This is a genomic window from Sphingomicrobium arenosum, assembly GCF_026157085.1.
Classification (GTDB): domain Bacteria; phylum Pseudomonadota; class Alphaproteobacteria; order Sphingomonadales; family Sphingomonadaceae; genus Sphingomicrobium; species Sphingomicrobium arenosum.
This window is the reverse complement of sequence record NZ_JANPVN010000001.1, coordinates 823,323-845,187: the sequence shown is the minus strand read 5'-3', so window position 1 is coordinate 845,187 and position 21,865 is coordinate 823,323. Positions and strand designations below refer to the sequence as shown.

Sequence of the window (21,865 nt, the reverse complement as noted above, 5' to 3'; positions counted from 1 at the left end):
CGCCCGAGGCAACAGGCTGGAGCTTGCGAAAGGGGCAGGATGACGAGCGGGGCAAATTGGCGCGAGCAGCCGCTGGGGGGCGGCGAACTGGCGCAGGCCTTCGGGGCCGAGGGGCTGGCGACGCTGGGCGAGGCCGCAGGCTGGATCGAGGCGCTGCCCTATGGGCAGATCGGCGCGCGCGACCATCGCGCGGTGATCACCGAAAAGCGCGGCACCTGTTCAAGCAAGCATGCGCTGCTCGTCGAGCTGTTGCGCGAAGAGGGTGTCGATGCCGACCTCGTCGTCGGGCTGTTCGAAATGTCGGGCGCGCATTTCAAGGCGGTGGCGCCTGTCCTCGAGGCGCATGGGCTGGAGGCGGTGCTGGAAGCGCATTGCGTGGCCGATGTGGCGGGCGAGCGTGTCGATTTCACGGGTCTGTCGGTCAAGGGCAAACCGATTTTCTTCATGACCGAGGAGCGGGTCGACCCTCGGGCGCTTGACGAGAAGGCCATGATCCATCGCCGTGCGCTGCGCCAATGGCGGCTCGATCGCGGGATCGCGACGCCTTTCGAGGCGCTGTGGCGGGCGCGCGAGGACTGTATCGCCGCGCTGGGCGAGGGGTAGGACGGGATGCCGACGAGCGAGCGCAACAGCAATTCCTCCTCCATGGCCTTCGCGCCGATCGACAGCGAGACGCGGCAAAAGGCGCAGGACGTCATCGATTATTGGTATGACGATGTCGGCGAAGCGCGCTGGTGGAAGAAGGACGCCGCGCTCGATGCCGAGATCAAGGCGAAATGGGCAAAATTGCGTCGCGAGGTGATCGACAGCGATGCCGAGGTGTGGCGCGGTGGGCCACGCCGGATCCTCGCGGCGATCATCATGCTCGACCAGTTCAGCCGCAACATCCATCGCGGCAAGGCCAAGGCGTTCGAAGGCGATGCGCTGGCACGGCGGTTGACGCGGCGCGCGATCGCCAAGGGCTGGGACCTGCGGATGACCCGTGAGCAGCGCTATTTCCTCTACATGCCGCTGATGCATTCGGAGGAGATGAGCGATCAGGAGGAAAGCATCCGCCTGTTCGACGCGCTGAGCGATGAAGGCCGCGACAAGTTCGCGCATCTGCACCACCGGCAGATCGAGGACTTCGGGCGCTTTCCGGGACGCAACAAGGCGCTGGGGCGGGAAAGCACGCCCGAGGAGCGGATCGCGTTGGAAGGCGGCGCGGCCTTCTAGAACTTGACTTGGTGGCGTGGGTCGCATAGACGCGCCTCGTCCATAAGGATGACAGTATCGACAGCGCTGCGGCGCCCGCTAGCCGACGAGGTTTCGTCCGCTGGCGTTTTTCGCGTTATGCGGCTGTCGATGCGGTGCATGAGGAGAATGACGTTTGTTCGACAGCCTGAGTGATCGCCTTTCCGGTGTGTTCGACAAGATCCGCGGTCGCGGTGCCTTGTCGGAAGCCGATGTGCGCGATGCGATGCGCGAGGTGCGTGTTGCGCTGCTCGAGGCCGATGTCGCGTTGCCTGTCGCGCGTGCCTTCGTCGAGAAGGTCACCGAGCGCGCGGTCGGCGAGGAAGTCATTCGCTCGGTCACGCCGGGGCAGATGGTCGTCAAGATCGTCAACGATGCGCTGGTGGAGTTGCTTGGCAGCGAGAATGCCGAGCTCAAGCTCAACGTATCGCCGCCCGCCGTCATCATGGTCGTCGGCCTCCAGGGTTCGGGCAAGACCACCACGACCGCCAAGCTCGCCAAGCGCCTCAAGGAAAAGGATCGCAAGAAGGTCCTGATGGCCTCGCTCGACGTCGCCCGTCCGGCGGCGCAGGAGCAGCTGGCGGTGCTGGGCACCCAGGCATCGGTCGACACGCTGCCGATCGTCGCGGGCCAGCAGCCGACCGACATCGCCAAGCGCGCGCTCTCCTCGGCCAAGCTCCAGGGCTATGACGTCGTCATGCTCGATACGGCGGGTCGCTTGCACGTCGACGATGCGTTGATGGACGAGATGAAGGCGGTCGCCTCGGCGGCCAGCCCGACCGAGACGCTGCTCGTCGTCGACAGCCTGACCGGCCAGGACGCGGTCAATGTCGCCAAGGGCTTCGGCGAGGAAATCGACCTCACCGGCGTGATCCTCACCCGCATGGATGGCGATGCGCGCGGCGGCGCGGCGCTGTCGATGCGCGAGGTCACGGGCAAGCCGATCAAGTTTGCGGGCACGGGCGAAGGCCTGGATGCCATCGAGCCCTTCCATCCCGACCGCGTTGCCGGCCGCATCCTCGGTATGGGCGATGTCGTCAGCCTCGTCGAGAAGGCCGCCGAGACGGTCAAGATGGAGGACGCCGAGCGCCTCGCCAGGAAGATGGAGAAGGGCAAGTTCGATCTCGACGATCTCGCCCTCCAGCTCCAGCAGATGCAGCGCATGGGCGGGCTCGGCGCGCTCGCCAAGATGATGCCCGGGATGAAGGGCATGAAGCAGGCGACCGACGTCGACGACAAGGCGCTGGTGCGGCTTCAGGCGATGCTGAGCTCGATGACCGCCGATGAACGGCAGCGTCCCAAGCTCATCAACGCCAAGCGCAAGATCCGGATCGCCAAGGGGTCGGGAACGACCGTCCAGGAGGTCAACAAGCTCCTCAAGATGCACCAGCAGATGGAAGGGGCGATGAAGAAATTGAAGAAGATGGGGGGCTTTGGAAAGCTCGCCAGCCTCTTCGGCGGCGGGATGCCGGGCGGGGCCGACGGCCTGCCGGGCGGCCAAATGCCGCAGCTCCCCCCGGGGGGATTGCCGGGCTTGGGTGGCCCCGGCGCACCGATGAACCTGCCCCCCGGTTTCGACAAGTTTTCAAAGAAATAAACCAGATACCTCAGAAGGAATATTATAATGGCAGTTGCAATTCGTCTCGCCCGCGGTGGCGCCAAGAAGCGTCCTTATTACCGCATCGTCGTCGCCGACAGCCGCAATTCGCGCGACGGTCGTTTCATCGAGCGCGTGGGCTCGTACAACCCGCTCCTCGCCAAGGATAACCCCGAGCGCGTCAAGCTCGACAAGGAGCGCATCCAGCATTGGCTGAGCGTCGGCGCGCAGCCGACCGACCGCGTCCTCCGTTTCCTCGACGCCGAAGGTCTGATGAAGCGCGAAGCGCGCAACAACCCGCAGAAGGCGGAGCCGGGCGACAAGGCCAAGGAACGCGCCGAAGAGCGTGCCGCCAAGGAAGCCGAAGCCGCTGAAGCCGCCAAGGCTGCTGCCGAAGCCCCGGCCGAAGAAGAAGCTGCGACCGAAGCGCCCGCCGAAGAAGCGGCCGCTGAAGAAGCGACCGAAGACAAGGGCGAGTAAGCCTAGATGGTCGGCGAGCGTGATGAGCGCATCGCGCTCGCGGCCATTGCGGGCGCCCATGGCATCAAGGGCGAGGTTCGCCTCAAGCTCTTCGCCGATGGGATCGCCAGCCTGAAGACCAAGGAGGCGCTGTTCGTCGGTGGCGACGAACGGCGCCTCTTGTCCGTCCGCGAGGGCGGCAAGAATGGTGCGGTGGCCCGCTTCGAGGGCGTCAGTGACCGCACCGCGGCCGAAGGGCTGCGCGGCACCTTGATCGAGGTCGCGCGCGAGGCGCTTCCCGAACTCGACGAGGGCGAATATTACTTTTCCGATCTTATGGACCTTCCCGTTGTCGCCGATGACGATGGCGAGGCGATCGGCACGGTGGTGGCGGTCGAGAATTACGGCGCGAGCGACGTGGTCGAGATCGAGAAACCGAACGGGAAGCGCTTCATGGTGCCGCTGACCGAGAATGCGGTGCCAGAATGGAATGAAGAGCGGCTCGTCGTGGCGCGCGATTTCATCGACTGATGCAATTCACCCGCACCGGCTTCATCCTCTACGTCATGCCCTATGAGGAATGCGTCGCTTTCTATCGCGACATCGTGGGTCTCCGGCAAATGTTCGAGACGCCCGACCTCACGACCTTCGTTTTCGGCGGCAGCTACCTCATGGTCGAGCGCGAGGATGAGGATCATGGCGGGGCGGGGCAGGGGCGCTATGCCACTTGCCTGCGCATGAACCTGCCCGACGTACGCGCGATGGCCGATCGCCTGATCGCCGCAGGAGTCGATGTCGACTATCAGGAGCATGACTGGGGGACGGTGGCCAAGTTCGTCGACCCAGCAGGCAATCTGTGCGCCTTCAAGGACGATGCGACCTTCGAGGCGCAGGTGGCGGGCGGTTGAGCCGATGCTGGCCGATCCCGATCTGCTGGCCCGGCTCGAGGCCTATGCGATCGGACCTGCCGATGCCGATTTCACCTTTGCCGCGCGGTTGGCGCGCGAGAACCGGTGGAGCCTCGCCAAGGCCGAGCGCGCGATCGGCGAATATAAGCGTTTCTGCTATCTCGCCATGACGGCGGGGCATCCTGTGACGCCCTCCGATGCGGTCGACCAGGTCTGGCACCTGCATCTCACCTTTACACGCGATTATTGGCAGCGCTTTTGCCCCGACGTGCTGGGCGGGCCGCTGCATCATGGGCCGACCAAGGGCGGGGCGGGCGAGCGTGCGCGCTTCTACGATCAATATGCCGACACGCTGAAGAGCTATGAGGCCGCGTTCGGCGCGACCCCGCCCGGCGACCTGTGGCCCGACGCGAGGCGGCGTTTCGTCCATGACCCTAAGGCATATCGCGTTAACCCGACGGATGTTCTTGTCATGTCAAAAAGGCGGGCCATGATGGTCGCAGTGCTGCTCGTCGCTTTGGCGAGCGTCGTGGGCCTGGCTTGGAGTTGGACGTGATGGACATGTCTGCATATTCGGCAACCCAGTTCCTGTGGCTCTATTTCGGGCTGTTGCTGCTCGTCTTCGCATTGTCCTATCTCATCCCGGCATGGCTTCGCGGCGATGGCGAGATGGCGGGCGAACTGGATGCGCCCATGCTCGCCTATCTCGCCAAGGGACGCGAACGCTATGTGGAGGCGCAGCTTGCCGACCTTTTCGCCAGCCAGAAGCTGACGCTCGGCGACATGCATTTCATGGTGGCGAACCGGGGCGCCGGGATGGATCCCGCCCAGCAGGCCGTGCTGCGCCAGACCGGGCTGCTTACCTATCCCGACCTGTTCAAGAGCCTCGCGACCCACGCCGACGAGATGCGGGGTCGGCTCGAGCGGCGCGGGCTGCTCGTTCATGGGGGCGAACTGCTCCAGCTACGGCTCTTCACCTTCCTGCCCTTCGTCCTGCTCATCGCCTTCGGCGCGGTGCGGCTCGAGGCCGGGCAGCGCCTTGGCGAGCCGATCGGGCTGCTTGCCGTGCTGATGGGCACGGCATTCGTCATCGGGCTGTTTCGTACGATCGGGATCGACCGTCGGACCCGCTCCGCGATGGAGGCGCTGGGTTCGGCGCGCAATGCCAACGACCGCTTGCGCCGTGCCCCGCAGCAAGATGAGGTGATGCTGGCGGTCGCGCTGTTCGGCACGACCGCGCTGGTCGCCTCGCCGTGGGAATCCCTGCACAGCCTGCGCCAGGCCCAGTCGGGAGATGGCTCTTCGGGCTGCGGAAACAGCGGCGGCGGCGATGGCGGCTGCGGCGGTTGCGGCGGCTGCGGTTAGGGAACCGCACGGCGGCTCGCGCATTCGATGCGCATGCGTAACATCATCCTGATCAGCTCCACCCTTCTTGCCGCTGCCTGCACCGTCGAGGAGCCCGCCCCCTTGCCGCCGATGGGCGATGGCGGAGGGGCGGCCGGCACGCGCCCCGCCGGGCAAGTGACGCTCTACACTTATGAAGGCGTGCTATCCCCAGGCACCGAATGCGCGATCCTGACCGCCGACAACGGGCGTCGCTGGTCCTTGTCCACCGCCAACGGCGAGGATCGCTATTATGGCAAGAAGCTGCGGATCACCGCCGAAGTCGCCGATGCGAGTTATTGCATGGAAGGCGAGGCGACGATCATTCCCCATTCGATCGAGATCATCGACTGATTGACCTGACCGGACAGGTCGCTAGGGCAGGGCGCAGGAAGGAGCGTCCCCGACAGTGACCGGTCTGTGCAGCCTCGAAGGCCTCGATATTGCGCTTGGTGCAGTCGCCTTGGTGGTGCTGGGCCTGGCGCTCGGCCGCGCCGTGGCCGGGCACAGCGCATTGAGGGTGGCCGCGTCGCTCATTGGTGCCCTGCTGCTTTGCATGCTTTTACTTGCGGCTTTGATGCCCAATAGCGGGGAATGCGGGTCGAGCCCTGATGGCGTTGTGACTTTCCTGCTGCTGCCGCTCCTCGGCATGGGGGCGACGATCGCAATCTGGCTCCAGTCGAAGAGGGCGGCATGACCTTTCGCGCCACCGTCCTTACGCTCTATCCCGACATGTTCCCGGGGCCGCTCGGCACCAGCCTTGCGGGCCGTGCGCTCGAGGAAGGCAAGTGGAGCCTCGAGGCGCGCAATATCCGTGACCATGCGCAGGACAAGCATCGCACGGTCGATGACACGCCGGCGGGCGGCGGTGCGGGAATGGTGCTCAAATGCGATGTGCTCGGCCGGGCGATCGACGCCGTGGCGGACGAGCGCCCGATCTTCGCGATGACGCCGCGTGGCGAACCGCTCACACAGGGACTGGTGCGCGAGGTGTCGTCGGGCGAGGGGGCGGTGATCCTGTGCGGCCGTTTCGAGGGGTTCGACGAGCGCATCTTCGAGGCGCGGCCGGTGCGGCCGGTGAGCGTGGGCGACTATATCCTGTCGGGCGGCGAGATCCCCGCGATGCTCTTTCTCGACGCTTGCGTTCGCCTGCTTCCCGGTGTAATGGGCGCGGCTTCTAGCGGAGAAGACGAGAGCTTCGAAACGGGGCTCCTCGAATATCCGCATTATACCCGACCGGTAGAATGGGAGGGCCGCACGATCCCCGAAGTGCTGCGATCGGGGGATCATGCGCGCATCGCAAGGTGGCGCCATGAGCGTTCTTGCGAGGATACACGGCTAAGGAGGCCGGACCTTTGGGACGCTCATGGGGAGCGTTCGGGCCCGTCTCCCTCTGGTGCGCGGCGACGAAAATAGGGTTTGATTGATGAACATCATCCAGACGCTCGAGCAGGAACAGATTGCCGAGCTTACCAAGGACAAGAAGGTCCCCGAATTCCGCCCCGGTGACACGCTGCGCGTCGGCGTGCGCGTCGTCGAAGGCCAGCGCACCCGCGTTCAGAACTACGAAGGCGTCTGCATCGCCCGTTCGAACCGCGGCGTGAACTCGAACTTCACCGTTCGCAAGATCTCGTTCGGCGAGGGTGTCGAGCGCGTCTTCCCGCTTTACTCGCCCAACATCGACAGCATCACCGTGGTCCGCCGCGGCGCCGTGCGTCGTGCCAAGCTCTACTATCTGCGTGGCCGCACCGGTAAGTCGGCGCGTATTGCCGAGCGCAAGGACAATCGTCCGGCCAAGGGCGAAAAGGCCGACGCCTAAGCGTCTTTCAGGCCACTTGCCATTCGAAGAGGCGTCCGGCATCGCTGCCGGGCGCCTTTTTGTTTGGGATGGAGAAAGATGGATGATGCGACGCGCGATGATGGTGGGTGCCGCCCTGTCGGCCATGGCGATGGCTGAACCGGGCCAGGCCAAGGACCTCGAGCTGGAGCGCGTCTTCGCCTCGCCGAGCCTGAACGGCGCCACCCCGCGCGGGGTGAAGCTGTCGCCCGACGGGCGTCTCCTCACCATGCTGCGACCACGGGCCGACGACCGCGAGCGGTTCGACCTGTGGGCGCGCGATACCGATGGCGGCGAGTGGCGCATGCTGGTCGACAGCGAGAAGGTCGGCTCGGGCGCCGAGCTGTCGGAGGCCGAGAAGATGCAGCGCGAGCGCGCGCGGATCGGCGGCTTGAAGGGCATCGTCAGCTATCAGTGGAGCCCCGACGGCGAAGCCATCCTAGTGCCCATCGACGGGGATCTCTACATTGCCGGCATGGATGGCGAGGTGCATCGTCTTACCGAGACCGAGGCAGGCGAGCTCAACCCGACCCTCAGTCCGCGCGGCCTTTATGCCGCCTATGTGCGCGATCGTCGCCTCTGGGTCAGCGGCATCGGCGACGAGCCGATCGCCATCACTCCCGCAGAAGAGAGCGAGCTCGTGCATTGGGGCGAGGCCGAATTCGTCGCCCAAGAGGAAATGGGTCGCCGTACCGGCTATTGGTGGAGCCCGGACGAACGCCATATCGCCGTCCAGCGGTTCGACGAAGCGCCGGTGGGCGTGGTCACGCGCACCTCGATCGGCGGGGGCGGGACGCGGAGCTACGACCAGCGCTATCCGGCGGCGGGGACCGACAATGTCCTGACCGAATTGTGGATCGTCAGCCCCGATGGCAGCGGGCGGGAAAAGGTCGATCTCGGCGCGGAGACCGACATCTACCTCGCCCGCGTCGACTGGGCTCCCGACGGCAGCGCGCTCTACGTCCAACGCCAGAACCGCAAACAGACCGTGCTCGATATGCTCAAGGTCGATCCCGTGACCGGAAAGAGCGATATCCTCTTCACCGAAACCGCGGCCGAGGGGCATTGGACCAACCTGTCGGACAATTATCGCTTCCTCGACAATGGCGACCTCATCTGGTGGTCCGAGCGCGACGGTTATGGCCATCTCTACCTGCGCGACGGCCAGAGCGGCGATTGGCGACAGCTGACGAACGGCGAGTGGGTCGTCGGCGATCTCGACGGGATCGACCAGGAGGCGGGCAAGCTCTATTTCACGGCCAATGCGGAAGGTCCGCTCGAGAGCCATCTCTACAGCCTCGACTATCGCACCCCCGGCGCGCAGCCGATGCGGCTGAGCGAAGAAGGGTATAGCTACAGCTGGTCGATGGACAAGAATGCGACGCGCGGTATCGTCACGCGCTCGAATACCGCGCAGCCGCCCCAAATCTACCTCGCCGACAATCGCGCCGAGCGGCTCGCCTGGATCGAGGAAAATGCGCTCGATGCGGACCATCCCTATACGCCTTATCTCGACAGCCATGCCGTCTCGACGTTCGGCACCTTGGCGGCCGAGGACGGCCAGACCCTCTATTACGAGATGTTGCGTCCGGCCGGGATGGAAGCGGGCAAGCGCTATCCCGTCTTCTTCCAGCATTATGGTGGGCCTCACGTCCAGACGGTCACCAACAGCTGGGGCGGTGCGCTCAAGCAATGGATCGTCGACCAGGGCTATGTCTGGGTCCAGCTCGACAATCGCGGCATGGATAATCGGGGGGTCGCGTTCGAAAAACCCATCTACCGAGCGATGGGCCGCGCCGAAGTCGCCGACCAGAAAGCGGGAGCGCTCTGGCTCAAGAGTCTCGACTTCGTCGACCCCGAGCGCATCGGCACCTTCGGTTGGTCCTATGGCGGCTATATGACGCTGCATATGCTCGGGCAGGATCCCGGCCTCTATGCCGCCGGCATCTCGGGTGCGCCGGTGTCTAAGTGGGAGCTTTACGACACCCATTATACCGAGCGCTACATGGGCGATCCGCGCACGGTGCCCGAGGCTTATGAAGCGAGCTCAACCTTCCCCACGGCGGCGAAGATCGCCGATCCGCTGCTTCTCATCCATGGCATGAGCGATGACAATGTCGTGCTCGACAATAGCGCCCAGATGGCGCTTGCCATGCAGGAGGCGCGCGTCCAGTTCGACATGATGTTCTACCCGGGCCAGGCGCATGGCGTGCGCGGCGAGAATATCTCAGTCCACCTGTGGGAGACGATCATGCGCTTCCTCGCCGACAGCGGGGTCGAGGGCGGTGCCCGCGACTAAGGGGCAGCGCCGTCTTCTCGGCGTCTTGCTCCTCATCCTTTGTCTGTGGGGCAGCGCGATGGGGTTGCTCCATCTCGTCAAGGCGCGCTGTTTCGCGGTGACGGGGCCGCTCGTCTGCCGGGGGAGCGGCGAGCTCCGCCAGGTCGCGCTCACCTTCGATGACGGGCCGAGCGCGCGCGGGGTCGATCATGTGCTGCCCATCCTCGAGGAGAAGGGGGTGAAGGCCACTTTCTTCCTCGAAGGCAAGGAAGTGGCGGCCAAGCCCGAGCTGGTGCGGCGGATCGATGCGGCGGGTCACGAGATCGGTAATCACAGCTGGTCGCATTCGCATCTTGCCGACCTGACCCGTGGCCGCGCGCAACGCGAACTGGAGCGCACCGATCGCGCGCTCGCTGAGGCCGGGGTGGCCAAGCCGCGCTGGATGCGCCCGCCTTATGGCGTGAAGTTCACGGGGCTTGGCCGCGCCGTGGCGGCCAACGAGCAGGTCATGGTCATGTGGGACGTGATCGAACCCGGCGGTGCGACGAGCCCGCGCGACTTCGCCGACAGGCTGCTGGCCGACGTGCGCCCCGGCTCGATCATCCTCATCCACCCGATGGCGCGCAGCCGCGATCTGGAACGCGCCGCGCTGCCATTGGTGATCGAGGGCTTGCAGGCCGCGGGCTATGACATCGTGACCGTGGGCGACCTGCTCGGCGAGCGCTAGGGCTTGCGTCTGGCCCCACGCCCCCTATGTCGGCAGGGCAAAATTTTCGGAGCTGTTGATGGGTTATAAAGTCGTCGTCGTCGGCGCGACCGGCAATGTCGGTCGCGAGATTCTCGCCATTCTCGCCGAGCGGACCTTTCCGATCGACGAGATCGCGGCGGTGGCCAGCTCGCGCTCGGCGGGCGAGCGGGTGGATTTCGGTGACACGGGCCAGGAGCTCAAGGTCCGGAATATCGAGCATTTCGATTTCGCCGGTTGGGACATGGCGCTCTTCGCCGCGGGCTCGGACGTGTCGAAGAAATATGCCGAAAAGGCCGCCAAGGCGGGCTGCACGGTGATCGACAATTCATCGCTCTTCCGCATGGACCCCGACGTGCCGCTCATCGTGCCCGAGGTGAACCCCGAGGCGATCGACGGCTACAAGGCGCGCAACATCATCGCCAATCCCAATTGCTCGACGATGCAGATGGTGGTGGCCTTGAAGCCGCTCCATGATGCGGCGACGATCAAGCGCGTGGTGGTGGCGACCTATCAGTCGGTCTCGGGCGCGGGCAAGGCGGCGATGGACGAACTGTTCGCGCAGAGCCGCGACATTTTCGTCGGCGATCCCGCCGAACCGCAGGTCTTCACCAAGCAGATCGCCTTCAACGTCATTCCGCATATCGACGTCTTCCTCGACGATGGGTCGACCAAGGAAGAATATAAGATGAAGGCCGAGACCAAGAAGATCCTCGATCCCAAGATCAAGGTCAGCGCGACCTGCGTGCGCGTGCCGGTCTTCGTCGGCCATTCCGAAGCGATCCATATCGAGTTCGAGAAGGAAATCTCGGCCGAGGAAGCGCAGAAGATCCTGCGCGAGGCACCGGGCATCATGCTGGTCGACAAGCGCGAGGACGAGGGATACGTCACGCCGGTCGAATGCGTCGGCGACTATGCGACCTTCGTGTCCCGAGTGCGCGAGGACAGCACGGTCGATAACGGCATCGCGCTGTGGTGTGTCTCCGACAACCTTCGCAAGGGTGCGGCCCTGAACGCGGTCCAGATCGCCGAACTGCTCGGTCGGCGCCACCTCCAGAAAGGCTGATCGGGGTGATCGACGATCCGGGAGCCGAACGCCGCGCCCGCGAAGGCGTGGATGCGGTGACGATCGTCCTGCTCGGACGGTGGCTCCGGCGCTGGGGCGTGATCCTCGGGGTGACACTGGTGCTCGGCCTGTTCGAGTCGCAGCTGATGCCGATTTTCTATATCGCGCTGGCCTTTGCCGGTCTGATGCTCGTCGGCGTGCTGGCGACGCGGCGGTTCATCGCCAACAAGCTGTCGCAGGGGCGCCCGACCATCATCGAGACGCAGGCGCGCGAGGTCGATCCGGTCGACGGCTTCATCGACGTCACGCCCAAGGATCGCGGCGAATGAGCGCGGCGCTCCATCATTGGACCGCCTCCGATGGCGTGCGGCTCGCCTGGCACGAGATGGGGGAGGGGGCGCCCGTCGTGCTGCTCCATGGCCTTGCGTCCAACGCGACCGTCAATTGGATCAAATATGGTCATGCGCAGCAGGTGGCGGCGACGGGGCGGCGGGTGATCATGCCCGACCTTCGCTGTCACGGCGCCAGCGATGCACCGACCGATCCCGCACTCTATCCCGATGGCGTGCTGGCGCGCGACCTCGAGGAATTTGTCGGCCATCTCGGCCTCGCTCCCGGCGATTACGACCTTGGTGGGTTTAGCCTCGGTGCGCGCACGACGGTGCATGGTGTGGGCGAGGGGCTCCGGCCCGCTCGCGCGATGCTGTGCGGCATGGGGCTCGCAGGGCTGACAGGATGGGAGAAGCGCCAGGCGTTCTTTGCCGCCGCGCTCGACCGTTTCGACCTCGCCCAGCGGGGCGATCCCGATTTCATGGCCATCGCCTTCATGAAGACGATGCAGGTGGTGCCCGAGGCCATGCGCCTGCTTCTTCCTACCTTCACCGATGCGAAAGACGACTGGCTCGCAGGCTTTACCATGCCGACCGCGGTGATCTGCGGCACCGAGGATCGCGACAATGGCGACCCCGGCGCGCTGGTCGAGGCGCTACCCGATGCACGGCTGATCGAGGTGCCCGGTACGCACATGTCGAGCGTGACCAAGCGCGAATTGGGCGCGGCCCTCGCAACCTTCCTCGGGGCCGCTTGATTTCACTCCTGTAACGGCGCAGGTTCCGGCCCGCGAAAACAAGGAGTCTCCGTCCCGTGAAATTCACCCTCACCACCACCGTCTCGCTCGGCGCGCTGATGCTTGCCGGCTGTGCCACCACCGACAATGACGCCGTGATCGTCCCCACCGGACCTGCCATCGCAGCCGCCCCGAGCGCCGACGACCTCGCCTATCCGCTGACGCCCGCGGGCGCGCGCGCCTTCGTCGAGAGCGTCGAGGCGGAATCGCTCGAATTGTCCGATATCGCCGGGCGCGCTTATTGGGTGAACAGCACCTATATCACCGAGGACACCGATCTTCTGGCCGCCTATTTCGGGACCATCGCGACCGAAAAGGGTGTCGAATATGCTGCGAAGGCAGCGCGCTACGCGCAGGTCGACGGTCTCGACTACGATACCGCGCGCAAACTCGACATCCTGCGTGGCGGGCTGACATTGGCGGCGCCGACCACCGATGGCGCGGCCAAGGAACTCAATGACATCTCCACCGCCCTCAATTCCGCTTATGGCAAGGGCGAGGCGACGCTGAACGGCGAACAGATCCCCGGCAATGATGCCGAGGAGATGATGGGCACCAATCGCAACCCCGAGGAACTCGCCCAGCTGTGGAAGAGCTGGCATGAAAATGTCGGGCGCCCGATGAAGGACGATTATGCGCGCATGGTCGCGATCGCCAATGCAGGCGCGCAGGAGCTGGGCTTCGACGATACCGGCGCGATGTGGCGTTCGGGCTATGACATGAGCCCCGAGGAGTTCTCGGCCATGTACGACCGGCTCTGGGCCGAGGTCGAGCCGCTCTACAACGACCTGCACTGCTATGTCCGCGGCGAATTGTCCGACCATTATGGCGAGGACGTCCAGCCCGACGAGGGCTATATCCGCGCCGACCTGCTCGGCAACATGTGGGCGCAAAGCTGGGGCAATGTCTACGAGATCGTCGCTCCCGAGGGCGCGGGCGATCTGGGCTACAACCTCACCGACCTGCTCGTCGACAATGACGTCGACGCGGTCGGCATTGCCAAGATTTCGGAGCGTTTCTACACCTCGCTCGGGCTCGATCCCTTGCCCGACAGCTTCTGGGAAAAGTCGCAGGTCGTGCGTCCCGAGGGCCGCGACGTCGTCTGCCACGCCTCGGCGTGGAACCTCGACAATGTCGACGACCTGCGCATCAAGATGTGCACCAAGGTCAATGCCGACGACTTCGTTACCATGCACCATGAACTCGGGCACAATTACTATCAGCGCGCCTATAACGAGCAGCCCTACCTCTATCTCAACGGCGCCAATGACGGTTTTCACGAGGCGATCGGCGATTTCGTCGCGCTGTCGGTGACGCCCGAATATCTCGTCCAGATCGGTCTGCTCGACGCCGACAAGGTGCCGAGCGAGGACAAGGACATCGGGCTGCTGCTCGACCGCGCGATGGACAAGGTCGCCTTCCTGCCCTTCGGCCTCCTGGTCGACAAGTGGCGCTGGGGCGTGTTCGACGGCTCGATCACGCCGGCGACCTACAATTCGGCATGGGTGGGCCTGAAGCAGCAATATCAGGGCGTGACGCCGCCGGTGCCGCGCAACGATGCGATCGATTTCGATCCGGGCGCGAAATACCACATCCCGGGCAATACGCCCTATGCGCGCTACTTCCTCGCGCACATCCTGCAATTCCAGTTCTACAAGGCCGCCTGCGACATGTCGGGTTGGGAAGGCCCGCTGCACCGGTGCAGCTTCTACGGCAACGAGGAAGTGGGTGAGCGTCTCAATGCGATGTTGGCGATGGGGGCCTCGCGCCCGTGGCCCGATGCGCTCGAGGTGTTCACCGGCACGCGCGAGATGTCGGCCGAGCCGATGAAGGAATATTTCGCGCCGCTGCAGGCCTGGCTCAAGCAGCAGAATGCGGGCAGCGATTGCGGGTGGCCGACCGCCTGACCGCTCGCTCTTCGAGCTGAACGAAAAAAGCCCCCCGGGATCGTCTCCCGGGGGGCTTTCTTGTTGCGGTGACTAGGTGCCTAGAATTCCTGGCTCACCCGGATGCCGATGCGGCGCGGGGGCGCCACGAAGGTGCCGAAGCTGCGCGCATAGACGGGGTCGCCGTTGATGTCCTCGACCACCTGGTCCCATGCCGGCGTCGAACGCACGCCCGTCTCGGCAAAGGCATCCCACAGATTGTCGGCATAGACGATGACGCGGGTGCCGGACCGGTTCTCGAACCCGATCGACGCGCCATGGATGTCGAAGCCCGGAAGCGTCAGCGAGTCGCCACGTGCGCCGGTGCGCGTCAGCACGTTCGACTGGGCATAGACGTTGTACGACAGTGCCATGTCCCAATCCATGCTGACGGGGACGTCATAGTCGATCGCGAAACCGCCCTGATGCTTCGGGCTGCCCGGGAGACGGTCGCCCTCCTGGCCATCGACGAACGCATTGTCGAAGCCGGGGGGGAAGATCACCGGGATGATGTTGGGCGACAATTCGGTCAGCGCGGCATCGGTAAAGCTGTAATTGCCCGACAGGCTGAGCTGCTCGGTAGCCTGCCATGCGGCCGAGAGTTCGAAGCCCCGGCTCCTGGCACCCGCACCGTTGATCGTGATCGGCGCCTGCCCATTGGTGGTGGCCGAGGCAATCTGCGGGTTCGACCAGTCGATGTGGTAGATGGCGCCGTTGAGGGTCAGCGCATTGTCGAGCCACTGCGTTTTGAACCCGAGTTCGTAGTTGGTCGTCTTGTCGGCCGTATATTCGAGCTCGTTGGGCAGCGCGCAGATGATCTGGTTGTCGGGCAGCGGGTCGGGGCAGGGGCCGACCGCATTCGAGTTGCCGATGCGGAAGCCCTGGCTGACCGTGCCGTAGACGAGAACGTCGCTCGTCACCTCGTAGCTGGTGTTTAACTTGAACAGGAACCCGTCGTCCGACTGGCCGCCCTGTTCGAAATCGAGCACGAACCCGGTGGGATCGTCGCCTTCGAACACCGTGCGATAGAGCGGGAGGTCGAAGGTCTGCTCGGTCGCAAGTTCATAGTCGTAGTAGCGACCGCCGACGGTGACCTGCCAGGCATCGCTGATCTGGTAGCTCAACTCGCCATAGATCGCCGATTCCTTGAGATCCGAACGGAAGGGTTCGTAATATTCGATGCTGTCGGGGCGCAGCTGGACGCCGCCGAACTCGTCGACCGCGAATTGGTCGTAGCCGGGGGCGAACTCGATCGAAAGTGAGTCGATCTTCTGGTTGAGATAGAAGGCACCGGCGATCAGGCTCAGCGGGCTGTCCCAGTCGGATACGAAGCGAACTTCCTGCGTGAAGGTCTTTTCCTCACCCTCTTCGAGCGTGAAGGCGGTGAATTCGGGGAAAGCCTCATAGCTGTATTGAAGGCCGATCAGAAGGTCGGTCTGGTCGCGCTGGCCCTCGTCCTCGGACATGGAATAGCCTGTCGCCGAGACGAGCTTGCCGAAGCCGAGGTCGAGTTCGGCCTCGAGGCTGGCGAGCTGCGTGGTGCGGCGGTTGGGTTCCGCCACGCGCAGCGCGCTTTCATATTTGCCGATCTCGACCGGGAAGGTCGACAGGCGATGCTGCGAGAACTGGCGTCCGCCCGTCTTGTCTTCCTGGAAGTGATAGCTCGCGGTGAAATCGAGCAGGTCGCCCGCAGCCCAGCGCAGCGCTGCACGCGCGGTGATGATGTCGGCATAGTTGACGTCCGACAGCGGGCGAAGGTCGCCCGGGATCACGTCGGGGTTCGACGCGCCGCGAGTTGCGACCGCGAACGGATAGTCGATGAAGCCCTCGTCATTGAGGATGTCGACGCTGGCGCGGAAAGCGACGTCGGTGGTCAGCGGGATGTTGACGGTACCGCCCACATCGGTGCTGACGCCATCGCCATGCGCGTAGAGATACGCATCGCCGCGCACCGCGCCCGACAATTCGTCGAACTGCGGCTTTGCCGGGATGTAGCGGATCGCACCGCCGAGCGTGCCGGCACCATAGAGCGTGCCCTGCGGGCCGATCAGGAATTCGACGCGTTCCATGTCCTTGAGACGCAGGTCGACATAGAGCGGGACTTCGCCGACATAGGTGGCGACGGTGCCGCCGCCGTCATTGTTGCCATCGAACGAGCCGAGCCCGGTGGCATTGAGACCGCGAAAGACGATCGGCGTGCCCGACCGGTTGCCCTGGTCGACGACATAGACACCGGGAACGGCGCGGGCGAGTTCGCGCAGATCATCGAGGCGGCGCTCGGCCAATTCCTCGGCACCGACCGCCGAAATGTTGATCGGGACATCTTGGACCGTCCCGTCTCGTCGCGTCGCCGTCACGATGATGGCATCGTCGCTGACGAGCTGGTCCTGCTGTTCATCGGTGGTGGCGGGCTGCGCGTCCTGCGCATGCGCCACGTAGGGCAGGCTGCTCGCCGCGATCAGGAACGCGGCACGGTTGGTCAAGGTCATCCAGTTCTTCATTTCGGTATCCAGTTGTGGAAAGGAACAGATCGCTTCGCTCAAATCCCCTGCAGGTGACTAGTCACAAATGAAGAATTCACCCCGATCCTCGCCCGATGTTGCAGTGCAGCAACAGGCGCTGCGACAGCATTACGAGGCGGCGATGGCGCGAATTGCGTCGGATCCGACGGATCGCGACGCGTGGGTGATGCTGGCCGAGGTCGCCATGCATGGCGGCCAGCCCTCGAATGTCGCGGACATCCTGGCGAAAGCGACGGCACGGGGAGGCGACAGCCTCAAGTTGCGCTGCCTCGACGCACGCGCTTGCCTTATGATGGGCCGCCGTGCCGACGCGCGCGAGCGGGCATTGGCATTGGCGGACGAGCGCCCGGGCGCGGCGATTGAGGCGGACACGATCGGGGTCCTGCTCGTCCATGTCGACGCGGTCGAGGCCGCCATTCCCTTGCTCGAGCGCGCGGTCGCGCTCGAACCCGATCGTCTCAGCTTCAACTACAATCTGGCGACCAGCCTGCAATTTGCGGGCAGGATCGAGGAATCGCGGCAGGTGTTCGAGCGCATTCTCGCCGCGCATCCCGAGCATGGAAAGGTGCTGCTGGGCTGGGTGCAGGTCGGCGGGGGAAGCGCGAGCGACCTTGAGCGACTGGAAGCGATGATGGGTCAGGCGCAGGATCCGGTACAGCGGCTCCAGATCGGGCATGCGGCGGCAAAGATTGCCGAACGCGAAGGTAACGACCTCGGTGCGCTGGCATGGCTGGAGCGGGCCAAGGCGGCCTATCGCGCACGGCTCACCTATGACCGTGATTGGGTCGACCGGCTCTATGCCGCCGCCCTGTCGCGGCTCGACGCGGCGGCGATCGAGGCAGCCGCGACGCCTTCGGACGAGAGCGGGCCATTGTTTGTGCTGGGCATGCCGCGATCAGGCACGACATTGGTCGAACGCATCCTGGGCAGTCATCCCGACATCCGCAGCGCTGGCGAGATCGGCGATTTCTCCATGCTCACGCGGCAGATGTCGGACGCGAGCGGCGATCTCGTGCTCAGTCCCGAATTGTTCGAAAGCCGGATCGACCTTGAAAGGGTGGGGGAGGCCTATCGCCAACAGACGGCGCCGCTTCAAGGGGATGCCGCCTATCTCATCGACAAGATGCCCTTCAACTTCTTCTATCTCCCGCTGCTTTTACAGGCCTTGCCCGAGGCGCGCGTGGTGATCGTCCGGCGCGCCGATGAAGACGTCGCTATTGCCAACTATCGCCAGTTGTTCTCGGCGTCCTTCGGCTATTACGAATATCACGCCGACCTCGACTGGACCGCGCACTTCGTGGCCCGGGCCCAGCGCATGCTCGACCTGTATGTCGAGAAACTCGAGGGGCCACGCGTTCGATCCGTCGCTTACGAGGATGTCGCCGCCAACCTCGAAGGGGCGATGCGCCCGGTGATCGAATGGTTGGGGCTCGATTGGCGCGAAGAGATTCGCGACTTCCATGCGCGCGGGGCATCGGTCACCACTGCGAGTTCGGTACAGGTTCGCGAGCCCGTGCATCGCCGCTCGGTCGAGCGTTGGAAACGCTATGGCGACACCAGCGACAGGTTGGCGCAACGCATGAAGGAAGAGCGCGCGGCTGCCGCTGCTCTTCTCAAGGCATGAAAAAGGCCCGCAGCGTGAACTGCGGGCCTTTCTTCAGGCTTGGGTCGACCGCTTAGTAAGCGACCGAACCGGCCTTGCTCTGTTCGGCGATGCTATCGCTACGGCCTTCGAGGCTCGAAACGGCATCATCGTTCATTTCCGACACGGCATCGTTGATCGACTCGCTCGACGAGGCATGGCCCGTCGCCGTCCCGATCTTGTTCTTGCGATTGAGGAGGAACGCGCCGGCGCCGGCCGCCGCGACGACACCACCAGCAATGGCAGCGCTGGTGCGCGGGTTATCGCGGATGGTCCTGTACGACGTACCGATGAAGTCCTCGCGACTCTCGAGATTACGGCGCGTGGCTTCGATGCGGCTCTCCTGGGTCGCATTCTGGTCGAGCGAATGGGTCGGCTGCTTGTTCATATACTGGCTCCCTTTGTCTAAAGATTGTTTCGGGGAACCAACGCTTTACCTTGCGGCTGCGGTCCTTCATTCGTCGCAGCCGACCCACGATCCGGCGTTTACAGCTGCGACAAGAGCGTTTCTGCGCCCGAAACTTCATAGGCGCCGGGGGCTTCGACGTTGAGCTGCTTCACGACGCCGTCCTCGACCAGCATCGAATAGCGCTGCGAACGCGTCCCCATGCCGAAGCCCGAGGCGTCCATGGTAAGACCCAGTGCCTTGGCGAACTCGCCATTGCCATCGGCGAGCATGTCGATGTCCTCGCTGCCCGCCTGATTGCCCCAGGCACCCATGACGAAGGCGTCGTTGACGCTCGTCGCGGCGATCTTGTCGACGCCCTTGGCCTTCAGATCGTCGGCCTTTTCGACGAAGCTCGGCAGGTGGCGCGCCGAACAGGTCGGGGTGAAGGCGCCGGGCACCGCGAACAGTGCGACCGTCTTGCCCGCGAAATAATCCTTCGAGCTTACCGGCACCGGTCCTTCGGGGGTGGCGAGGCTGAGCGAGGTTTCGGGCAGTTTATCGCCGATCGAGATGGTCATGGAGATCTTCCTTTGTCGCGTTGGATGTCCTCACCCTAAAGCATGAGCCGCGCGACGGTTGCAACAAGAGGCCGGCGTGCTTGGGGGACCGAAGGCACGAGTGTTGCGTTCAACGGGCATGATCGAAACCGCCGCACCTTACCTGACCGGTCGCTTCCTCCTTGCCATGCCGGGGATGGGGGACCCGCGCTTTGAACAGGCGATCATCCTGATGGTGGCGCATGACGAGGATGGCGCGCTCGGCATCGGGGTCGGGCAGGAGCGCAAGGGCCTGCGGGTCAAGGATCTGCTCAAACAGCTCGACCTTGCTCATGCCAATGCCCCCGATGCGCCCGTGATGCATGGCGGCCCGGTCGAGCCGGGGCGCGGCTTCGTCCTTCATTCGGCGGATTGGGGCGGACATGACACGGTCGATGTCGGCACGCTGTGCCGAATGACCGCGACGCAGGACGTGTTGAAGGCCATCGGCGAAGGGAAGGGGCCGTCCAAGTTCCTTGTGTGCCTTGGCTATGCGGGCTGGTCGGGCGGCCAGCTCGAGGAAGAAATGACGCGCCATGGCTGGATGGACGCACCGGGCTCGGATGCCATCCTGTTCGAGGATGAAGCCCCGGCGCGCTGGAGCCGTGGATATGAGGCGCTGGGCATCGATCCAGCGCTTCTCAGCCCCGACAGCGGCGCCGCCTGAGGCGGCGGTTTGCAAGCCTCTCGCGAACCCGCTAGGGGCTGTCGCGAAAGCGGGGCGATCGCCCCACGCTAGCACCAGCTGGAGACCATCGTGACCGACTATATCGTCAAGGACATCGCGCTCGCCGATTACGGGCGCACCGAAATCACCATCGCCGAAACCGAAATGCCCGGCCTGATGGCGATCCGCGAGGAATATGCCAAGGAACAGCCGCTGAAGGGCGCGCGCATCACCGGCTCGCTGCACATGACGATCCAGACCGCGGTGCTGATCGAGACGCTGGTCGCATTGGGTGCCGAGGTTCGCTGGACGACCTGCAACATCTATTCGACGCAGGACCATGCCGCCGCCGCCATCGCCGCGCAGGACATCCCCGTCTTCGCCATCAAGGGCGAGACGCTCGAGGAATATTGGGATTATGTCGGCCGCACCTTCGACTGGGGCGACGAGACCTGCAACCTCATCCTCGACGATGGCGGCGATGCCACCATGTTCGCGCTGTGGGGCGCACGCGTCGAAGCGGGCGAGACCTTGCCCGAGCCGACCAACGAGGAAGAGCGCGAGTTCAACAAGGCGCTTAAGGCGTTCCTTGAGCGCAAGCCCGGCTATCTCACGCAGACGGTGAAGAACATCCAGGGCGTGTCGGAAGAGACCACGACGGGCGTCAACCGCCTTTACCAGCTCGCCAAGAAGGGGCTGCTTCCCTTCCCCGCGATAAACGTCAACGACAGCGTCACCAAGTCGAAGTTCGACAATAAATACGGCTGCAAGGAAAGCCTCGTCGACGGCATCCGCCGCGGCACCGACGTGATGATGGCGGGCAAGGTCGCCTGCGTCGCTGGCTATGGCGACGTCGGCAAGGGCTCGGCCGCCTCGCTGTCGGGCGCGGGAGCGCGCGTCATCGTGACCGAGATCGACCCCATCTGCGCGCTGCAGGCGGCGATGGACGGCTATGAGGTCGTGACCATGGAAGAGGCCGCGCCGCGCGCCGACATCTTCGTTACCACCACCGGCAACAAGGATGTCATCACCGTCGATCACGTCCGCGCGATGAAGGACATGGCGATCGTCGGCAACATCGGCCACTTCGACAATGAGATCCAGGTCGAGGCGCTCGAGAACTTCAAATGGACCGAGGTGAAGCCGCAGGTCGACCTCATCGAGAAGCCCGACGGCAAGCGCATCATCCTCCTCTCGAAGGGCCGCCTCCTCAACCTCGGGAACGCCACCGGCCACCCGAGCTTCGTGATGAGCGCCAGCTTCACCAACCAGGTGCTGGCGCAGATCGAACTGTTCAAGCGCGCCGACCAGTATGACAATACGGTCCATGTGCTGCCCAAGCATCTCGACGAGAAGGTCGCGCAGCTGCACCTCGCCAAGCTCAACGTCGAACTGTCGAAGCTGAGCAAGGAACAGGCCGACTATATCGGCGTCGACGTCGAAGGGCCCTACAAGCCCGAACATTATCGCTATTAATTAAGGGGTGGGGGCGC

The 21,865-nt window shown here is 64.5% G+C and carries 24 protein-coding genes; 21 read left to right on the top strand and 3 right to left on the bottom strand.

Annotated features, from left to right (window positions below):
• Positions 1-39: 39 nt before the first annotated feature.
• The 18 genes from NUW51_RS03945 to NUW51_RS03860 all read left to right on the top strand — a co-directional run bounded on the left by NUW51_RS03945 (position 40) and on the right by NUW51_RS03860 (position 14,539).
• Positions 40-603, top strand: a complete 564-nt coding sequence (locus tag NUW51_RS03945) for a hypothetical protein (RefSeq protein ID WP_265562972.1) — start codon at positions 40-42, stop codon at positions 601-603.
• A 6-nt stretch (positions 604-609) separates the two neighbouring features.
• Positions 610-1,215, top strand: coding sequence for a DUF924 family protein (locus NUW51_RS03940; protein WP_265562970.1), 606 nt, complete (start codon positions 610-612; stop codon positions 1,213-1,215).
• A 154-nt stretch (positions 1,216-1,369) separates the two neighbouring features.
• Positions 1,370-2,830 (top strand): signal recognition particle protein, encoded by a 1,461-nt coding sequence (ffh, locus tag NUW51_RS03935; protein WP_265562968.1) that lies wholly within the window; start codon positions 1,370-1,372, stop codon positions 2,828-2,830.
• A 27-nt stretch (positions 2,831-2,857) separates the two neighbouring features.
• A complete protein-coding gene (gene rpsP, locus NUW51_RS03930) occupies positions 2,858-3,310 on the top strand; it encodes a 30S ribosomal protein S16 (RefSeq protein ID WP_265562966.1) in 453 nt (150 codons plus the stop codon).
• Between the two features lie 6 nt (positions 3,311-3,316).
• Positions 3,317-3,820 (top strand): ribosome maturation factor RimM, encoded by a 504-nt coding sequence (rimM, locus tag NUW51_RS03925; protein WP_265562965.1) that lies wholly within the window; start codon positions 3,317-3,319, stop codon positions 3,818-3,820.
• Complete coding sequence (locus NUW51_RS03920; RefSeq protein WP_265562963.1) at positions 3,820-4,197, top strand: VOC family protein; 378 nt, start codon at positions 3,820-3,822, stop codon at positions 4,195-4,197. The genes rimM and NUW51_RS03920 overlap by 1 nt, the downstream gene beginning before the upstream one ends.
• A gap of 4 nt (positions 4,198-4,201) precedes the next feature.
• Entirely contained in the window at positions 4,202-4,753 is a 552-nt protein-coding gene (locus tag NUW51_RS03915) for a glycine-rich domain-containing protein (protein WP_265562960.1), read from the top strand.
• Complete coding sequence (locus NUW51_RS03910; protein WP_265562958.1) at positions 4,753-5,562, top strand: TIGR04222 domain-containing membrane protein; 810 nt, start codon at positions 4,753-4,755, stop codon at positions 5,560-5,562. The genes NUW51_RS03915 and NUW51_RS03910 overlap by 1 nt, the downstream gene beginning before the upstream one ends.
• 27 nt (positions 5,563-5,589) lie before the next feature.
• Positions 5,590-5,934 carry a DUF5818 domain-containing protein gene (locus NUW51_RS03905; RefSeq protein WP_265562956.1) on the top strand — a complete coding sequence of 115 codons (345 nt, stop codon included), beginning with the start codon at positions 5,590-5,592 and terminating at the stop codon, positions 5,932-5,934.
• Positions 5,935-5,989: 55 nt separating this feature from the next.
• Positions 5,990-6,277, top strand: a complete 288-nt coding sequence (locus NUW51_RS03900) for a hypothetical protein (RefSeq protein WP_265562954.1) — start codon at positions 5,990-5,992, stop codon at positions 6,275-6,277.
• Positions 6,274-6,996 (top strand): tRNA (guanosine(37)-N1)-methyltransferase TrmD, encoded by a 723-nt coding sequence (gene trmD / locus NUW51_RS03895; protein ID WP_265562952.1) that lies wholly within the window; start codon positions 6,274-6,276, stop codon positions 6,994-6,996. The genes NUW51_RS03900 and trmD overlap by 4 nt, the downstream gene beginning before the upstream one ends.
• Positions 6,997-7,006: 10 nt before the next feature.
• Positions 7,007-7,399: a 50S ribosomal protein L19 gene (gene rplS / locus NUW51_RS03890; RefSeq protein ID WP_265562951.1), complete on the top strand. Its 393-nt coding sequence runs from the start codon at positions 7,007-7,009 to the stop codon at positions 7,397-7,399.
• A gap of 85 nt (positions 7,400-7,484) precedes the next feature.
• Positions 7,485-9,716: a S9 family peptidase gene (locus NUW51_RS03885; RefSeq protein ID WP_265587920.1), complete on the top strand. Its 2,232-nt coding sequence runs from the start codon at positions 7,485-7,487 to the stop codon at positions 9,714-9,716.
• On the top strand, positions 9,703-10,422 hold the full coding sequence (locus tag NUW51_RS03880; protein WP_265562948.1) for a polysaccharide deacetylase family protein: 720 nt from the start codon (positions 9,703-9,705) through the stop codon (positions 10,420-10,422). Before NUW51_RS03885 ends, NUW51_RS03880 begins: the two co-directional genes overlap by 14 nt.
• A 58-nt stretch (positions 10,423-10,480) precedes the next feature.
• Positions 10,481-11,506, top strand: coding sequence for an aspartate-semialdehyde dehydrogenase (locus NUW51_RS03875; protein WP_265562946.1), 1,026 nt, complete (start codon positions 10,481-10,483; stop codon positions 11,504-11,506).
• Positions 11,507-11,511: 5 nt separating this feature from the next.
• A complete protein-coding gene (locus tag NUW51_RS03870) occupies positions 11,512-11,835 on the top strand; it encodes a hypothetical protein (RefSeq protein ID WP_265562944.1) in 324 nt (107 codons plus the stop codon).
• Positions 11,832-12,593, top strand: coding sequence for an alpha/beta fold hydrolase (locus NUW51_RS03865; RefSeq protein ID WP_265562942.1), 762 nt, complete (start codon positions 11,832-11,834; stop codon positions 12,591-12,593). Before NUW51_RS03870 ends, NUW51_RS03865 begins: the two co-directional genes overlap by 4 nt.
• 98 nt (positions 12,594-12,691) lie before the next feature.
• The gene (locus NUW51_RS03860; RefSeq protein WP_265587919.1) at positions 12,692-14,539 is read left to right on the top strand and encodes a M2 family metallopeptidase; all 1,848 of its coding nucleotides are present in this window, start codon (positions 12,692-12,694) and stop codon (positions 14,537-14,539) included.
• A gap of 80 nt (positions 14,540-14,619) precedes the next feature.
• On the opposite strand, the gene NUW51_RS03855 is transcribed toward NUW51_RS03860, so the two are convergent.
• Positions 14,620-17,046: a TonB-dependent receptor gene (locus tag NUW51_RS03855; RefSeq protein WP_265562940.1), complete on the bottom strand. Its 2,427-nt coding sequence runs from the start codon at positions 17,044-17,046 to the stop codon at positions 14,620-14,622.
• Between the two features lie 79 nt (positions 17,047-17,125).
• Between NUW51_RS03855 and NUW51_RS03850 the strand changes: the two genes are divergently transcribed.
• Positions 17,126-18,703 carry a tetratricopeptide repeat-containing sulfotransferase family protein gene (locus NUW51_RS03850; protein WP_265562938.1) on the top strand — a complete coding sequence of 526 codons (1,578 nt, stop codon included), beginning with the start codon at positions 17,126-17,128 and terminating at the stop codon, positions 18,701-18,703.
• Between the two features lie 52 nt (positions 18,704-18,755).
• Here the strand turns inward: NUW51_RS03850 and NUW51_RS03845 are convergent, their stop codons facing one another.
• Together NUW51_RS03845 and NUW51_RS03840 are read right to left on the bottom strand one after the other, a co-directional pair.
• A complete protein-coding gene (locus tag NUW51_RS03845) occupies positions 18,756-19,109 on the bottom strand; it encodes a hypothetical protein (protein WP_265562936.1) in 354 nt (117 codons plus the stop codon).
• Between the two features lie 98 nt (positions 19,110-19,207).
• Complete coding sequence (locus NUW51_RS03840) at positions 19,208-19,687, bottom strand: peroxiredoxin (RefSeq protein WP_265562933.1); 480 nt, start codon at positions 19,685-19,687, stop codon at positions 19,208-19,210.
• A gap of 118 nt (positions 19,688-19,805) precedes the next feature.
• Between NUW51_RS03840 and NUW51_RS03835 the strand changes: the two genes are divergently transcribed.
• Together NUW51_RS03835 and ahcY are read left to right on the top strand one after the other, a co-directional pair.
• Positions 19,806-20,372: a YqgE/AlgH family protein gene (locus tag NUW51_RS03835; protein ID WP_265587918.1), complete on the top strand. Its 567-nt coding sequence runs from the start codon at positions 19,806-19,808 to the stop codon at positions 20,370-20,372.
• Positions 20,373-20,462: 90 nt separating this feature from the next.
• The gene (gene ahcY / locus NUW51_RS03830) at positions 20,463-21,848 is read left to right on the top strand and encodes an adenosylhomocysteinase (RefSeq protein WP_407696314.1); all 1,386 of its coding nucleotides are present in this window, start codon (positions 20,463-20,465) and stop codon (positions 21,846-21,848) included.
• Positions 21,849-21,865 lie beyond the last annotated feature (17 nt).

Coding starts and splice junctions, on each gene's coding strand:
- trmD (WP_265562952.1), top strand. CDS start 6,274: ATGACCTTTCGCGCCACCGTCCTTACGCTCTATCCCGACATGTTCCCG.
- rimM (WP_265562965.1), top strand. CDS start 3,317: ATGGTCGGCGAGCGTGATGAGCGCATCGCGCTCGCGGCCATTGCGGGC.
- NUW51_RS03875 (WP_265562946.1), top strand. CDS start 10,481: ATGGGTTATAAAGTCGTCGTCGTCGGCGCGACCGGCAATGTCGGTCGC.
- NUW51_RS03910 (WP_265562958.1), top strand. CDS start 4,753: ATGGACATGTCTGCATATTCGGCAACCCAGTTCCTGTGGCTCTATTTC.
- NUW51_RS03885 (WP_265587920.1), top strand. CDS start 7,485: ATGCGACGCGCGATGATGGTGGGTGCCGCCCTGTCGGCCATGGCGATG.
- NUW51_RS03940 (WP_265562970.1), top strand. CDS start 610: ATGCCGACGAGCGAGCGCAACAGCAATTCCTCCTCCATGGCCTTCGCG.
- NUW51_RS03840 (WP_265562933.1), bottom strand. CDS start 19,687: ATGACCATCTCGATCGGCGATAAACTGCCCGAAACCTCGCTCAGCCTC.
- NUW51_RS03855 (WP_265562940.1), bottom strand. CDS start 17,046: ATGACCTTGACCAACCGTGCCGCGTTCCTGATCGCGGCGAGCAGCCTG.
- NUW51_RS03845 (WP_265562936.1), bottom strand. CDS start 19,109: ATGAACAAGCAGCCGACCCATTCGCTCGACCAGAATGCGACCCAGGAG.
- rpsP (WP_265562966.1), top strand. CDS start 2,858: ATGGCAGTTGCAATTCGTCTCGCCCGCGGTGGCGCCAAGAAGCGTCCT.
- NUW51_RS03865 (WP_265562942.1), top strand. CDS start 11,832: ATGAGCGCGGCGCTCCATCATTGGACCGCCTCCGATGGCGTGCGGCTC.
- NUW51_RS03905 (WP_265562956.1), top strand. CDS start 5,590: ATGCGCATGCGTAACATCATCCTGATCAGCTCCACCCTTCTTGCCGCT.
- NUW51_RS03860 (WP_265587919.1), top strand. CDS start 12,692: ATGCTTGCCGGCTGTGCCACCACCGACAATGACGCCGTGATCGTCCCC.
- NUW51_RS03850 (WP_265562938.1), top strand. CDS start 17,126: ATGAAGAATTCACCCCGATCCTCGCCCGATGTTGCAGTGCAGCAACAG.
- rplS (WP_265562951.1), top strand. CDS start 7,007: ATGAACATCATCCAGACGCTCGAGCAGGAACAGATTGCCGAGCTTACC.
- NUW51_RS03920 (WP_265562963.1), top strand. CDS start 3,820: ATGCAATTCACCCGCACCGGCTTCATCCTCTACGTCATGCCCTATGAG.
- NUW51_RS03835 (WP_265587918.1), top strand. CDS start 19,806: ATGATCGAAACCGCCGCACCTTACCTGACCGGTCGCTTCCTCCTTGCC.
- NUW51_RS03945 (WP_265562972.1), top strand. CDS start 40: ATGACGAGCGGGGCAAATTGGCGCGAGCAGCCGCTGGGGGGCGGCGAA.
- NUW51_RS03915 (WP_265562960.1), top strand. CDS start 4,202: ATGCTGGCCGATCCCGATCTGCTGGCCCGGCTCGAGGCCTATGCGATC.